Below are 12288 nucleotides of genomic sequence, written 5' to 3' on the forward strand. Positions count from 1 at the left end.
TCCCCGACGCGGACCCCGAGGAGAGGCGCCGATGCCCAGCACCACCCATGACGCGATCACCGCTGCCCTTGCGACGGGGCCGGCCGGCTCGCGCGCCCCGACCGGCTTCTCCGCTGACGCCGCGCGGGCGAGCACCGCCGCCGCCTTCGCCGACCGGGTGGACGACATCGACGCCGGGCGGCTCGACTTCCCGCTGCCGGGCGGCGGACGCACGGCAGCCCGCTTCCGCGCACTGACCGCGGTCGCGGCGGACGACCTCTGCGTGGCCCGGCTGGTCGAGGGCCACGTCGACGCGACGGCGATCCTCGCGGAGCTGGACGGCCCGCAGGCCGGCGCCGGCGAGCGCTGGGGCGTCTGGGCGGCGGAACCGCCGGGGGAGGGGCTGACCGCCACCCGGACGGACCAGGGCTGGACGCTGAACGGCCTCAAGCCGTACTGCTCCGGCGCGCACAGCTGCACCCACGCCCTGGTGACCGCCACCGAGGGCGAGGACCGCCGGCTCTTCGCGGTGGCGACGGCGGACCCCGGCTGCCGCCCCGTCCCCGGCACCTGGCGGGCGCTGGGCATGGCGGGCAGCGACACCCCCGACGTGCGCTTCGACGGCGTGCACGCTGTCGCCGTCGGCGGCGTCCGGGAGTACCTGACCCGGCCCGGCTTCCAGCACGGCGGCATCGGTGTCGCCGCCTGCTGGTACGGCGGCGCGCTCGCCGTCGCGGAAGCCCTGCGCACAGCGGCCGGGCGGCGCGAGGACGTCCTGACCGACGCCCACATGGGCGCCGTCGACATGCGGCTGCACGCGGCCGGGACCGTGCTCGCGCAGGCCGCGGTCGAGATCGACCTCGACCCGGACGACACCGGCGGCACCGCCCGGCTCAGGAGCCTGCGCACCCGGGCGTTCGTCGAGTCGGTGTGCGCGGATGTCCTGACGCACGTGGGACGCGCCACCGGAGCCGGGCCGCTGTGCCGCGACGAGCGGCACGCGCGTACCGCCGCCGACCTGACCGTCTACATCCGCCAGCACCACGCGGAACGCAATCTCGCGGAACTGGGCGGCCTCGTCGCCCGTAAGGAGCACTCGTGACGGAGCAGCAGGGGCGCTCGGGACCCGCCCACGCCAACCCCATCCAGGCGCCCGGCACCGACGAGCGCCTCTGGCAGGCGTGGGACGGCTGGGAGCGGCTGCCCGAATGCCGGCTGCCGCGCACCGGACGCGTGGTGGTCGTGGCCGCCCACCCCGACGACGAGGTGCTGGCCGCCGGCGGCACGATCGCGCTGCTCGCCGGGGCGGGCGTCGGCCTGACCCTCGTGTCGGTCACCGACGGCGAGCGGTCCCACCCGCACAGCACCGTCCACACCCCGCGGGAGATGGCCGGGATCAGGGCCGCCGAGGTCAAGGACGCCCTCGCGGAACTGGGCGCGTCCGCCGCCGAGGTGGTCCGCCTGCACGTGCCCGACACCGAGACCCCCTTCCACGAGGACGAGATCGCCAAGAAGCTCGCCGGCCCGCTGTCCGGCGCCGCGCTGTGCCTGACCCCGTGGATCGGCGACGTGCACGGCGACCACGAGGCCGTGGGCCGCGCCACGCTGGCCGCCGCCCGCGCCGCGGACGTGCCGGTGCTGATGTACCCGGTGTGGATGTGGCACTGGGCGCGGCCCGACGACCCGGCCCTGCCCTGGACCTCCGCGCAGCGCGTGACGCTCACCCCGGACGCGGTCGCGCGCAAGCGGGCCGCCGTCGAGCGCTTCGCCAGCCAGATCCGGCCGCTCGGCCCAGGACCCGGCGACGCGCCGGTCCTGCCCCCGGACGAGATCGCCCACCACCTCCGGCACGTCGAGGTGGTCTTCGGATGACCGGCTCCGGCACGCCGACCGGCTACTTCGACACGATGTACCGCGACGCCGACGACCCCTGGCACCTGACGGAGCGCTGGTACGAGCAGCGCAAGTACGACCTGACGGTGGCGGCGCTCCCGCTGCCGCGATACCGCCGCGCCTTCGAGCCCGCCTGCTCGGTCGGCGAACTCACCCGGCGCCTCGCCCCGCGCTGCGACGCCGTGCTCGCCTGCGACCGCGTGGCCTCGGCCGTCCGCACCGCCCGCTCGCGTACCGCGGAATTCCCGCACGTGGCCGTGGAGCGGATGACCGTGCCGGACGAATGGCCCGAGGGGGCCTTCGACCTGGTGGTGCTGTCGGAAGTCCTCTACTACTTCGAACCGGCGCAGCTGGACGCGCTGCTGGCCCGCACGGTCGCGAGCCTGGAGCCGGGCGGCACCCTCGTCACCGTGCACTGGGACCACCCCGTGCCCGAGCACCGCAGCACCGGGACCGGCGTCGCCGCGGTCGTCGGCGCGACCGCGGGGCTGCACCCGGTGGCCGACCACCGCGAGGACGACTTCGTCCTCCAGGTCCACCAGCGCGCCGGCCACGACGGACAGCCGCCGGCCAGTCCCGCTGCGCGCGAGGGACTGGTGTGAACGTCGCTTCGATGGCCGTCGTCGTACCGGCCCGCAACGAGGAGGCGCTGCTGCCCGCGGCGCTCGACGCACTGGCCGCCGCGTCCCGGCACCCGCTGCTCGCCGGGCTGCGCGTGCTCACCGTGGTCGTCGCGGACTCCTGCCACGACAGGACCGCCGCGGTCGCCCGCCGCGCGGGCGCGCTCGTCGTGGAGGGCGACTACCGCAACCCCGGCCGCGCCCGCGCCGCCGGCACCGACCGGGCACTGGCCGAACTCGGCGCGCCCGCGGGCGGGATCTGGATCGCGGCGACCGACGCGGACAGCGTCGTCCCTCCCGACTGGCTCGCCCACCAGCGCGCCCGCGCCCACGAGGGCTGGGCGGCGGTCGTCGGCACCGTCGTCCTGCCGCCTTCCGCCGCCGCCGAGCGCCACGCACGCGGCTACGAGGCCGGGCGCCCACCGGCGGGGACGCCCTGGCGGCACCCGCACGTACACGGCGCCAACCTCGGCGTGGCCGCCTACGCCTACCGCGACGCGGGCGGCTTCCCGCCGCTGGGCGCGGGCGAGGACCGCGCCCTGGTGGCCGCGCTCGAAGGGCGCGGCCACCGCGTCCTGCGCACCGCGGACTCCCCGGTACTCACCTCCGCGCGCCTGCGGGCCCGGGCCCGTGGCGGGTTCGGCGACCACCTGGCCGCGCTGGCGGCGGGTCAGGGCGCGGGCTGAAGTGGGCGTCCTCGGGCTGCCCGCGCGCCGGTGGCCGTGCCGAATCCGGTGACCGCCCGGCCGGGTTGACGGCGGGTCGGGGCGCCGGTTCAGCGGGACGTCTTCTGGCCGGCTGCGGGTCCTGGCCCGTGGCGGGTCCGGGGATCATCCGGCCGCATTGACCGCGGGTCAGGGCGCGTTCGCCGTCGTGCGGCGCGCGGTGTCCTGGCCCGCCGGCTGCGGGATCGGATGCGCCGGGTGTGGGATCCGCCGCAGTGGGCAGACGCGCGGCATGACTATGGAGCGCCACAAGCCGGCCGCCGGCGCCGACCAGGCCGAGTTCCCGGTGATCGCCCCCGAAGGCGATCTCGACGTGGAGAATCTCGAACCGCTGGCGAGTCGGCTGCGGTCCGCCGCGGTGGACTCCCCTGTGGTGATCATCGACGCCACCCGCATCACCTTCGGCGACTCCAGCCTGCTGCGGGTGCTGCTCGAAGTGCAGCGGCTCACCGAAGTACGGATCGCCGGCCCGCAGCCCGCGGTGCGGCGGCTCATCGAACTGGTCGGCTTCGACCGGGTCCTGAAGGTGTTCCCCTCGCTGGAGGCGGCCGCGGCGGCGCCGGTCCCGGTGCGGTGACCCCGGCGCGGGCGTACGCCCCCCCGCGCACGGACGCACACGGAGGCACGACGGCCCTCCACACCCCGCGTGCGGCCGTACAGGTGACGCGCGGCGCGGTGCGTGCGGAATCCGCGTCCTGGCAGCCGCCCAGAATGCACACGGTGAGCGCGCGGCGTCGGTGACTCAGCCCCGGCGGCGGCCTCCAGGGCGGAGCCATCCTCGCCACCGGCCTCCACCTCGGCTATCTCGCCGCCGACTACCGCGTGCTCCAGCGGGTACGCCCGCTCGCCGCCCTGGACGTCGCGGACTCCCTCGCGGCGGCCTCGTTCACCGCGATGGGCCTGGCGGGACTGGCCGCAGGCGGCGCCTTCCTGCGGAACGTACTCCCGCTGGGCACCTTCAACACGATCACGTCCGGCGGCATGGTGCCGCTCTTCAACGCCGCCGTCGGGATCGAGGTGGCCTCCGGGGTGATCGTGCTGCTGGCCCACTTCCTCGACCAGGCCGTCGAGGCTGTTCGGGCGGGCGCGCGATGTGCCGCGGACCGGCGCGCTGTTCGTCGCCGGCGGGCTCGCCCCGGCCGGCCTGCCGCCGTTCGGCACGGCGCTCGGCAAGGCGCCGGCCGAGGACGCCGCGGGCCATGCGTACCCCTGGCTCCCGGCCGTCTACGCGGCCACGTCCGCGCCGACCGGCGGCGCTGTGCTGCGCGCGGCGCTGCGGATCTTCTGGGCCCGGACGGTACGCACCTGCCTGAACGGCCTGCGCCGCCTGCACTCCGGGCACCTCGGCGACTATCTCGCGTGGCTCGCGTCGGGGGTGGCCGTGCTGTGCGCTGTGCTGGCGGGGCAGGGGTGAGGTCCTGCCACAGCGCGGTGGCGTCGCTGCCTTCCCCTGGTGGGGGGGGGGCTGAGCGCGCAGTTCCCCGCGCCCCTGCGGGGCGCGCCCTCTGCCGCAGTGGGCGACACAGGCGGCGGGCCGCGGCCGTCACCCGGGCCGCCTCACCGCGGAGGCCCGTGGCGGGGACCGGCCGCCGTCACCCTCTGGCCGGCGGAGCCATACGCTGCATGACCATGAGCAACCCCCCTGGCTTGCGCGAGCACAAAAAGCAGCAGATGTACCAGCGGCTCTCCGACACCGCCATCGCCCTGTTCCTGGACAAGGGCTTCGAGCGCGTGACCGTCGCCGCCGTGGCCGCCGCGGTCGACATCTCCAAGCCGACCCTCTTCCGGTACTTCCCGGCCAAGGAGGACCTCGTGCTGCACCGGCTGGCCGACCACGAGGGGGAGGCCGGCCGGGTCGTCGTACAGCGCCCGGCCGGGTGCTCCCCGCTCAACGCCTTGCGGCGGCACTTCCTTGACGGACTCGACCGGCGCGACCCCGTGACCGGCCTGAACGACGACGCCGAGGTGCTCGCCTTCCACCGACTGCTGTACGGGACCCCGTCGCTGGTGGCGCGGCTGCACACGCACCTGGAGCGGGACGAGGCCGCGCTCGCGGACGCCCTCGGCGGCGGGAGCGCCGGTATCCGGGTACGGCTCGCCGCCGGGCAGATCATCGCCGTGCAGCGCATCCTCGCCCAGGAGAACTGGCGGTGTATCGCCGCAGGCCGGAGCGCGGACGCGCTCCGGCCCGAAGCAGCGGCGGCGGCCGAGGACGCCTTCACCCAGCTGGCAGCCGGTCTGTCCCGCTACGTGTGACCGGTGACCCGATTAAGGTAAAAAACTTTACTGGGTTGCATTATTCTCGGTGGAATGACACTCCCCGACGCCGCTCTCAGTGATGCCCTCACCGAGGAACGCAGCTACCACGACGCATGCCGCACCGCGCTGGGCGCGATGATCGACGGAGCCCAGGACCAGGTGATCGTCGGCGAGAACGCCTCCGCCTCCGGCGCCGACGCCGAAGTGCTCGGGTACCGGCTGCGCAGCCAGGCCGAAGTGCTTCGCGAACTCCCCGCGGGACCCCTGTTCTTCGGCCGCATCGGCTTCGCCCAGGACGCCGCCACCGCGGGTGGCCACGCCGGGCAGAGCTACCACATCGGCCGGGTCCGCATCTCCCGGCACCCCGCCGCCCCGCCGCTCGTGGTCGACTGGCGCGCCCCCGTGTCGCGCGCTTTCTACCAGGCGGGCCCGCACGACCCGCGGGGCGTCGCCGTGCGGCGGCGGTTCGGCTGGACGGCCGGGAGCCGGGGCGACTCCGCCGATCTGACCGGCCTGGAGGACGAGTACCCGGGCGCGGGCGAAGCGCGGGAGAGCGGCATCGTCGCCGGTGAGATCGAGCGCCCCCGGGTCGGACCGATGCGCGACATCGCCGCCACCATCCAGCCGGAACAGGACGACCTCGTACGCCAGGACGTCACCACCTCGATCTGCGTCCAAGGCGCCCCGGGCACCGGGAAGACCGCGGTGGGCCTGCACCGCGCGGCCTATCTCCTCTACACCTTTCCGCAGCGCGTCCAGCGCGGCGGAATGCTCATCCTCGGGCCCAACCGCACCTTCCTGTCCTACATCCGCGAAGTGCTCCCCGCGCTCGGCGAGTCCGGTGTGCGGCAGTCCACCGTCGAGGACGAGATCGCCGGCCACCCGGTCCAGGCGCGTGACGCCGAGGCCGCGGCCCTGGTGAAGCACGACCTCCGCATGGCCGGGGTCCTGCGCCGGGCGCTCTACGCGCGGGTACGGCCCGAGGGAGCCGAGTCCTTCGTCCTGCCCGACGGTTCCTACCGCTGGCGGATCCCGTCAGGGGAGCTGGCGCGGATCGTCCGGGACGTACGGGCCGAGGAACCCGCCTACGCCGTGGGGCGCGACCGTATCCGTACCCGTGTCGTCCGCGCGGTCCAGGAGGAGGCTGAGCGGCGGACGGGACCGCGTACCGGCTCGTGGACCTCCAGGGTGTCGCGGAGCCGACCGGTCACCGCCCTGGTCGACGCGGTCTGGCCCGCCGTACGGCCCGAGGAGGTCCTCGCGGACCTTTTCACCCGTCCGGACGTACTGGCCGCCGCGGCCGAGGGCGTCCTCGGCCGCGCCGAGCAGAAGGCGCTGCTGTGGGCCGGGCCGCCGCGGTCGTCCACCTCGGCCCGCTGGTCGGCGGCCGACCTGGTGCTGCTCGACGAGCTCGCGGGCCTGATCGAACGCCCCGCCGGCTACGGGCATGTCGTCATCGACGAGGCGCAGGACCTGTCGCCGATGCAGTGCCGCGCCATCGCCCGCCGCTCGGCCTTCGGCTCGCTGACCGTCCTCGGCGACCTGGCCCAGGGCACCACCCCCTGGGCCGCGCGCGACTGGTCCGAGCTGCTCGGCCATCTGGGCAAGCCGGACGGCGTCGTCACCCAGCTGACCACGGGCTTCCGCCTCCCCGGCGCGGTCGCCGCCCTCGCCAACCGGCTGCTGGAACACCTCGACGCGGACGTACCTCCCGCCCGCTCCCTGCGCCGCGACGGCGACGGCGACCTGAGGATCGAGGCGGCGGACGACACCGCGGCGGCGACCGTCACGGCGGTGCGGGCCGCGCTGGCCCATGAGGGCTCCATCGGCGTCATCGCGGCCGACGCCGAGGCGCCCCGGCTGCGCGACGCGCTGGTCGCGGCCGGTATCGCGGTGTCCGGGCCGGACGGGGCGGGTGCGCGGGTCGGTGTGGTGCCGGCCTCGGCCGTCAAGGGACTGGAGTACGACCACGCCGTCGTGGTCGAACCCGCCGCCATCGTCCAGGCCGAGCCGCGCGGCCTGAACCGCCTCTACGTGGCGCTGACCCGGGCCGTCTCGCGCCTCCACGTCATCCATTCGGCGCCGCTGCCGCCCGCGCTGGCCCGGACGGCATGACGGAACCGGGTGGGCGGGGCCGGCCGGCCGGCGGGTGCCGGGTGAAAGACGATCAGCGAGGAAAAGGACTTCCGAAGCTGTCGGGCCGACCCCGCCCGACACCATGGTGATGCACATTGGTCGTTGTTGCAACAACCTCGCAATAGCGGTCTAGGGTGGCCGTGGCACGTTAACGACCACCATGGAAAGGGGCCGTGCCTGATGGGCACTTACGCTCTTCCTGACCTGCCGTACGACTACTCCGCCCTCGCACCGGCCATCACCGGCGAGATCCTGGAGCTGCACCACGCCAAGCACCACGCGGCGTACGTCAAGGGCGCCAACGACGCGCTGGAGCAGATCGCCGAGGTCCGCGACAAGGACGCGATCACCCCGACCGGCCTTGTCGGCCTGGAGAAGACCTTCGCGTTCAACCTCTCCGGGCACGTGCTGCACTCGATCTTCTGGCAGAACCTCGCACCCGACGGCGGTGGCCGCCCCGACGGCGCGCTGGCCACCGCGATCGACGAACACCTCGGCGGATTCGAGGCGTTCAAGAAGCAGCTCACCGTCGCGACCGCGTCCGTACAGGGCTCCGGGTGGGGCGTGCTCGCCTGGGAGCCGCTCGGCAAGCGGCTGATCGTGGAGCAGGTCTACGACCACCACGGCAACGTCGGCCACGGCGCCACCCCGCTGCTGGTCTTCGACGCCTGGGAGCACGCCTACTACCTCCAGTACAAGAACGTCCGCCCCGACTACGTCACCAAACTCTGGGACCTCGTCAACTGGGCCGACGTCCAGGCCCGTTTCACCGCGGCGACGGCGGCCGTCGCCGGCTGACACACCCCGCCGGGGGCGGGCCGGGAGGACGAACGGGGGCTTCCCGGCCCGCCCGCCGGCGGCCGGTCGCTTATTGCGCCTGGCGGGTGACCTTTCGGGGCGCCCCCGTGTTGAGGCCGATCACCGGTGCCGGCAGTCACGAAGCTGGTCTTTCCCGCCTGCTGACCGAGCGGGCGCCCGGAGAGATGGGGCGTGATGGGCGTAAAGCACATCGACACCCGGCTGCTCGAAGAACTGACCGAGCAGTCACAGGACCTGAACAGCGACGCCGTACGCATCACCCAGGCCGCGCTGGGCGACTTCGCCGAGGCCTCGGGTCCGCAGCCGAGCCGTTGGTGGCGGCGGGGAAGCGCGGCCACCGGAGCGGCGGGCGCCGCGGCCCTGCTGAGCCCGGCACGTGCCGTCGCCGCCACGTCGAGCGACGACGTCATGGCGCTGCAGACCGCCGCGTCGATCGAGAACCTGGCGATCAGCGTGTACAAGACCGCCGCCGGCCTGTCCTTCATCAAGGACGGCAACAAGACGATCGCGGCCTTCATCGCGAAGACCACCACCCAGCACCAGGCGCACCTGGCGGCGTTCAACTCGGCGGTCACCCAGGCCGGCGGCAAGCAGCAGACCGCGCCCGACCCGAAGTACGCGGCGATCGTCAAGCAGACCCTGCCGTCGATCAAGACCCCGGCGGACGTGGTGAAGCTGGCGATCACGCTGGAGGACGTGGCCGCGGAGACGTACACCAAGAACGTCAGCCAGGTCAGCAGCGCCCAGTTGCGCAAGCTGTTCGCGTCGGTCGCGCCCGTGGAGGCGCAGCACCGGGCCACGCTGCTCGCCGTGCAGGCGCTGCTCGCCGACAACCTGGGCAACCTGATCGCCATCCCGACCGATGCCGCCAAGCTCCCCGCGGCCGTCGGCAGCGTCGGCATCCCCGACACCTTCTACCCGACCAAGAACGCCTCGCCGATCTCTGAGGGGGCCGTGAAGTGACCACCTCACGCGACTGGGACATGCCGATCAGCGAGGACCAGCTCGCCCGGCTCACCCGCGACATGGAGACCGCCCACCGCGACACCCTGCCGGACATGCGGGCCCGCGCGGTGGACCTGGCCGAGGACATCCGCAGTCATGGCGGCGGGGCTGAGGACGTCGGCAGCGACGGCGGCGCCGGGTACGTTCGCGGCGGTGGCGGGGCCGGGGACATCCTCGGCCGCGGCACGGGGGCCGAGGGCGCTCCGGGCCGCCGCCGCTTCCTCGCCGGCGCCGCCGGCCTCACGGCCGCCGTGGCGCTGGCCGCCTGCTCCAATGGCGACAAGACCAACTCGGCCGCCTCGACGAAGGGCGTCGGCGCGGCGCCGTCCAGCTCCTCGTCCTCGTCTTCTTCCAGCAGCCAGTACACCGGCGACCTGAAGATCGTCGCGCTCGCGGTGGCACTGGAGAACCAGGCGGTCGGCGCCTACCAGACCGCGCTGACGGCGGCCAAGGCGGGCAAGCTCGGTACGGTGCCGCCGGCCGTCGCCACCTTCATCACCACCGCGATGGCCCAGCACGCCGACCACGCCAAGGCGTGGAACGCGGTGCTGACAGGTGCGGGCAAGCCCGCGATCACAAATGTGCCGCTGTCCAACCAGCCGGCCACCCTCGCGGCGCTGGGCAAGGCCAAGACGGTCACCGACGTCGCGAAGCTGGCGCTCCAGCTGGAGGACCAGGCCGCGCAGACGTACCTGTTCGCCACGTACAACGTACATGCGGCGGCCGGGATCGCCACCGCGGCGAGCATCGCGCCGGTCGAGGCGATGCACGCGGCCATCCTGCACTTCGTGCTCGGCCAGTACCCGGTGCCGGACACCTTCCTGCCGGTGGACAAGGCCGCCGATCCCGCGCTTCTGACGGTCTGACCGCGCACAGCCCTGGGCCGGGGCCGAGCAGTCCGTTCCCCGTCAGGGGCGGGCCGCTCGCCCGGCCACCGGCAGCGCGGCCCGCGTTCGCACACCGTGAGCGGGTCGCCGGGCCTGTTGTGCCGGGTGACGGCGGGAGCGGGGCGGCGGGTGTCAGCCGTTGCGGAACTTCTCGACCATGGCGTCCGCGTCGGCCTCGTTGGGCGCGGTGCCCACACTGCCGATGCCGGTGCTGCCGCCCTCGTTCTGCCACTTCTGGATCAGCTCGCGCTTCTGCTCGTTGGGCAGCTGCTCCACCCACTTGCGGTTTTCCGATGACATCCGGCCCGTCATCTCGCCCAGGGGATCGTTCGCCATCTCACGTCCTCCTCGCATCGCTGCCGGCCTTGCTGTCGACACTTCCAACATCTCAAACGACCACCCTGACCGCGACCGGAGACCCGGGGAGTGTGCTCGCCCCGTACACACACCTCTGTGAGGAGGGGAAAGAGGTCCCGGCCGATCCCGGATACCCGTCCCGCGGCGAGTCGGCCGCCGGCCCTCGTCGCCGCCGCTCCCGCCGCACCCGCCGCACCTTCCCGACAGGAGACCGACATGACGTCCGTGCTCATCACCGGCGCCTCCAGGGGTATCGGCCGGGCCATCGCGATCGAACTTGCCGAGCGCGGACACCGGGTCGTCGCCACCGCCCGCCGGCCGGAAGACCTTGACGATCTCCCCGTCGACCAACGCCTCCGCCTCGACGTCACCGACCAGAAGAGCGTCGACGAGGCCCTCTTCAAGGCCGGGGAGATCGACGTGCTCGTCAGCAACGCCGGTGCGACGGTCCGCGCGCCGCTGGAGAACGTGCCCCTCTCCGAGGTCGAAGCGCTCTTCCAGCTCAACACCTTCGGCCCCCTGCGGTTGGTGCAGGGCGTGCTGCCCGCCATACGGGAGCGCGGCGCGGGCCGAGTGGTCTTCGTCTCCAGCGTCCAGGGCCGGATCGTCATGCCGATCATCGGCCCGTACGCCGCCAGCAAGTGGGCGCTGGAGGCGTTCGCCGAGACGCTGGCCGTCGAGGCGGGCCACTTCGGCGTCAAGGTGAGCATTCTCCAGCCGGGCACCGTCTCCTCCGGCGGAGCCGAGCGCGCCACGTCCTTCTTCACCGAGGACGACCCCTACACGCCCCTCTTCGAGCAGTTCGGGTCACTGCGCGGCACCTCCGTCTTCGAGGCCGTCACCCCCGAGCAAGTGGCCGTCGCGGTGGCCGACACGATCGAACTCCCCGATCCTCCGCTGCGCGTCCCGGTGGGCGACCCGGCCAGGACCGCCCTGGAGGCCCGAAAGGCGGCACCGGAGGACGCTCCCTTCCTCCCGGTCGCACTCGACTGGTAGCCGCCACCGGAGCCACCAGGGGCTTGGGTACCCCGGGACGGTAACTCACCACGGCCGCCCCGGCTGCCCACCGCGGGCGGGCGGCCTTCTCGGCAGGGAACTCGCCACCCCTGGCCGGGCACCGGCGGCAGGCAGCGTCCGACGTCGTTGCTGCCCGGTGGCGGCACGTCGTCGGCGCACCCGCGCCCGCCTGGGGGCCTTCCGTCAACCGCCCGACCGGAGAGCGGCCGGTGGCCATGCGCCTGAACGGGTGGTTCGGCTCGTGAGGCCGCTTCCGCGGCAGCGGGTCGGGATAGCATCCACCGGGCACCGCCGCCGATGGCGTGCTGCGAGATCCGGCGGGGAACGGGCGGTGTCAGCGGCCGGGCGGGAACGGGTGATGCGGGTGCCGCCGCCGGCCGGCCCGGCATCGTCCCCCGCCCCTGGCCGGCGCGCGAACGGGCGCGCCGGCGGTAGCCGGTACGACGCTGTGCGGCGGCAGCGGTGTCACCACCTGCACGAGCGCCAGCCACACCGACCACGCTTACAGCTCCCAGAGGGGCAACAGCTGTTGGGGCGCCGCCCCGGGGCGCGACTGCACCAACTACGTGGCCTACGTGGAGTCGACGGTCA

The 12288-nt window shown here is 74.1% G+C and carries 13 protein-coding genes and 1 pseudogene; 13 read left to right on the plus strand and 1 reads right to left on the minus strand.

Features of this window, described 5'->3' with window-relative positions:
- The first annotated feature begins 31 nt into the window (after positions 1-31).
- From V7E46_RS04285 to V7E46_RS04335, 12 genes and pseudogenes are all read left to right on the plus strand, one after another.
- Entirely contained in the window at positions 32-1081 is a 1050-nt protein-coding gene (locus V7E46_RS04285; protein WP_333767146.1) for an acyl-CoA dehydrogenase, read from the plus strand.
- Positions 1078-1851 (plus strand): PIG-L deacetylase family protein, encoded by a 774-nt coding sequence (locus V7E46_RS04290; RefSeq protein WP_333767147.1) that lies wholly within the window; start codon positions 1078-1080, stop codon positions 1849-1851. The genes V7E46_RS04285 and V7E46_RS04290 overlap by 4 nt, the downstream gene beginning before the upstream one ends.
- On the plus strand, positions 1848-2474 hold the full coding sequence (locus tag V7E46_RS04295) for an SAM-dependent methyltransferase (RefSeq protein ID WP_333767148.1): 627 nt from the start codon (positions 1848-1850) through the stop codon (positions 2472-2474). Before V7E46_RS04290 ends, V7E46_RS04295 begins: the two co-directional genes overlap by 4 nt.
- Positions 2471-3178: a glycosyltransferase gene (locus V7E46_RS04300; protein ID WP_333767149.1), complete on the plus strand. Its 708-nt coding sequence runs from the start codon at positions 2471-2473 to the stop codon at positions 3176-3178. Before V7E46_RS04295 ends, V7E46_RS04300 begins: the two co-directional genes overlap by 4 nt.
- A 271-nt stretch (positions 3179-3449) precedes the next feature.
- Positions 3450-3794: an STAS domain-containing protein gene (locus V7E46_RS04305; RefSeq protein ID WP_333767150.1), complete on the plus strand. Its 345-nt coding sequence runs from the start codon at positions 3450-3452 to the stop codon at positions 3792-3794.
- A 179-nt stretch (positions 3795-3973) separates the two neighbouring features.
- Positions 3974-4240, plus strand: a pseudogene (locus V7E46_RS33805) (MnhB domain-containing protein); the annotation flags it as partial.
- Between the two features lie 70 nt (positions 4241-4310).
- Positions 4311-4631 (plus strand): hypothetical protein, encoded by a 321-nt coding sequence (locus V7E46_RS04310; protein WP_333767151.1) that lies wholly within the window; start codon positions 4311-4313, stop codon positions 4629-4631.
- A gap of 215 nt (positions 4632-4846) precedes the next feature.
- Positions 4847-5473: a TetR/AcrR family transcriptional regulator gene (locus tag V7E46_RS04315; RefSeq protein ID WP_333767152.1), complete on the plus strand. Its 627-nt coding sequence runs from the start codon at positions 4847-4849 to the stop codon at positions 5471-5473.
- Between the two features lie 54 nt (positions 5474-5527).
- Positions 5528-7591 carry a HelD family protein gene (locus V7E46_RS04320; RefSeq protein WP_333767153.1) on the plus strand — a complete coding sequence of 688 codons (2064 nt, stop codon included), beginning with the start codon at positions 5528-5530 and terminating at the stop codon, positions 7589-7591.
- A gap of 201 nt (positions 7592-7792) precedes the next feature.
- Positions 7793-8410 carry a superoxide dismutase gene (locus V7E46_RS04325; protein ID WP_333767154.1) on the plus strand — a complete coding sequence of 206 codons (618 nt, stop codon included), beginning with the start codon at positions 7793-7795 and terminating at the stop codon, positions 8408-8410.
- Between the two features lie 195 nt (positions 8411-8605).
- The gene (locus tag V7E46_RS04330) at positions 8606-9394 is read left to right on the plus strand and encodes a ferritin-like domain-containing protein (RefSeq protein WP_333767155.1); all 789 of its coding nucleotides are present in this window, start codon (positions 8606-8608) and stop codon (positions 9392-9394) included.
- On the plus strand, positions 9391-10302 hold the full coding sequence (locus V7E46_RS04335; protein ID WP_333767156.1) for a ferritin-like domain-containing protein: 912 nt from the start codon (positions 9391-9393) through the stop codon (positions 10300-10302). The genes V7E46_RS04330 and V7E46_RS04335 overlap by 4 nt, the downstream gene beginning before the upstream one ends.
- A 153-nt stretch (positions 10303-10455) precedes the next feature.
- Here the strand turns inward: V7E46_RS04335 and V7E46_RS04340 are convergent, their stop codons facing one another.
- Positions 10456-10659, minus strand: coding sequence for a hypothetical protein (locus V7E46_RS04340; protein WP_333767157.1), 204 nt, complete (start codon positions 10657-10659; stop codon positions 10456-10458).
- A 237-nt stretch (positions 10660-10896) separates the two neighbouring features.
- Between V7E46_RS04340 and V7E46_RS04345 the strand changes: the two genes are divergently transcribed.
- Entirely contained in the window at positions 10897-11676 is a 780-nt protein-coding gene (locus V7E46_RS04345; RefSeq protein WP_333767158.1) for an SDR family oxidoreductase, read from the plus strand.
- Positions 11677-12288: the final 612 nt, after the last annotated feature.

The organism is Streptomyces sp. IBSBF 2435, assembly GCF_036815005.1.
GTDB lineage: Bacteria > Actinomycetota > Actinomycetes > Streptomycetales > Streptomycetaceae > Actinacidiphila.

Bases quoted from the DNA above. Each gene is read 5' to 3' on its own strand.
- V7E46_RS04285 (WP_333767146.1), top strand. From the start codon at position 32: ATGCCCAGCACCACCCATGACGCGATCACCGCTGCCCTTGCGACGGGG.
- V7E46_RS04340 (WP_333767157.1), bottom strand. From the start codon at position 10,659: ATGGCGAACGATCCCCTGGGCGAGATGACGGGCCGGATGTCATCGGAA.
- V7E46_RS04325 (WP_333767154.1), top strand. From the start codon at position 7,793: ATGGGCACTTACGCTCTTCCTGACCTGCCGTACGACTACTCCGCCCTC.
- V7E46_RS04345 (WP_333767158.1), top strand. From the start codon at position 10,897: ATGACGTCCGTGCTCATCACCGGCGCCTCCAGGGGTATCGGCCGGGCC.
- V7E46_RS04305 (WP_333767150.1), top strand. From the start codon at position 3,450: ATGACTATGGAGCGCCACAAGCCGGCCGCCGGCGCCGACCAGGCCGAG.
- V7E46_RS04315 (WP_333767152.1), top strand. From the start codon at position 4,847: ATGAGCAACCCCCCTGGCTTGCGCGAGCACAAAAAGCAGCAGATGTAC.
- V7E46_RS04295 (WP_333767148.1), top strand. From the start codon at position 1,848: ATGACCGGCTCCGGCACGCCGACCGGCTACTTCGACACGATGTACCGC.
- V7E46_RS04320 (WP_333767153.1), top strand. From the start codon at position 5,528: ATGACACTCCCCGACGCCGCTCTCAGTGATGCCCTCACCGAGGAACGC.
- V7E46_RS04330 (WP_333767155.1), top strand. From the start codon at position 8,606: ATGGGCGTAAAGCACATCGACACCCGGCTGCTCGAAGAACTGACCGAG.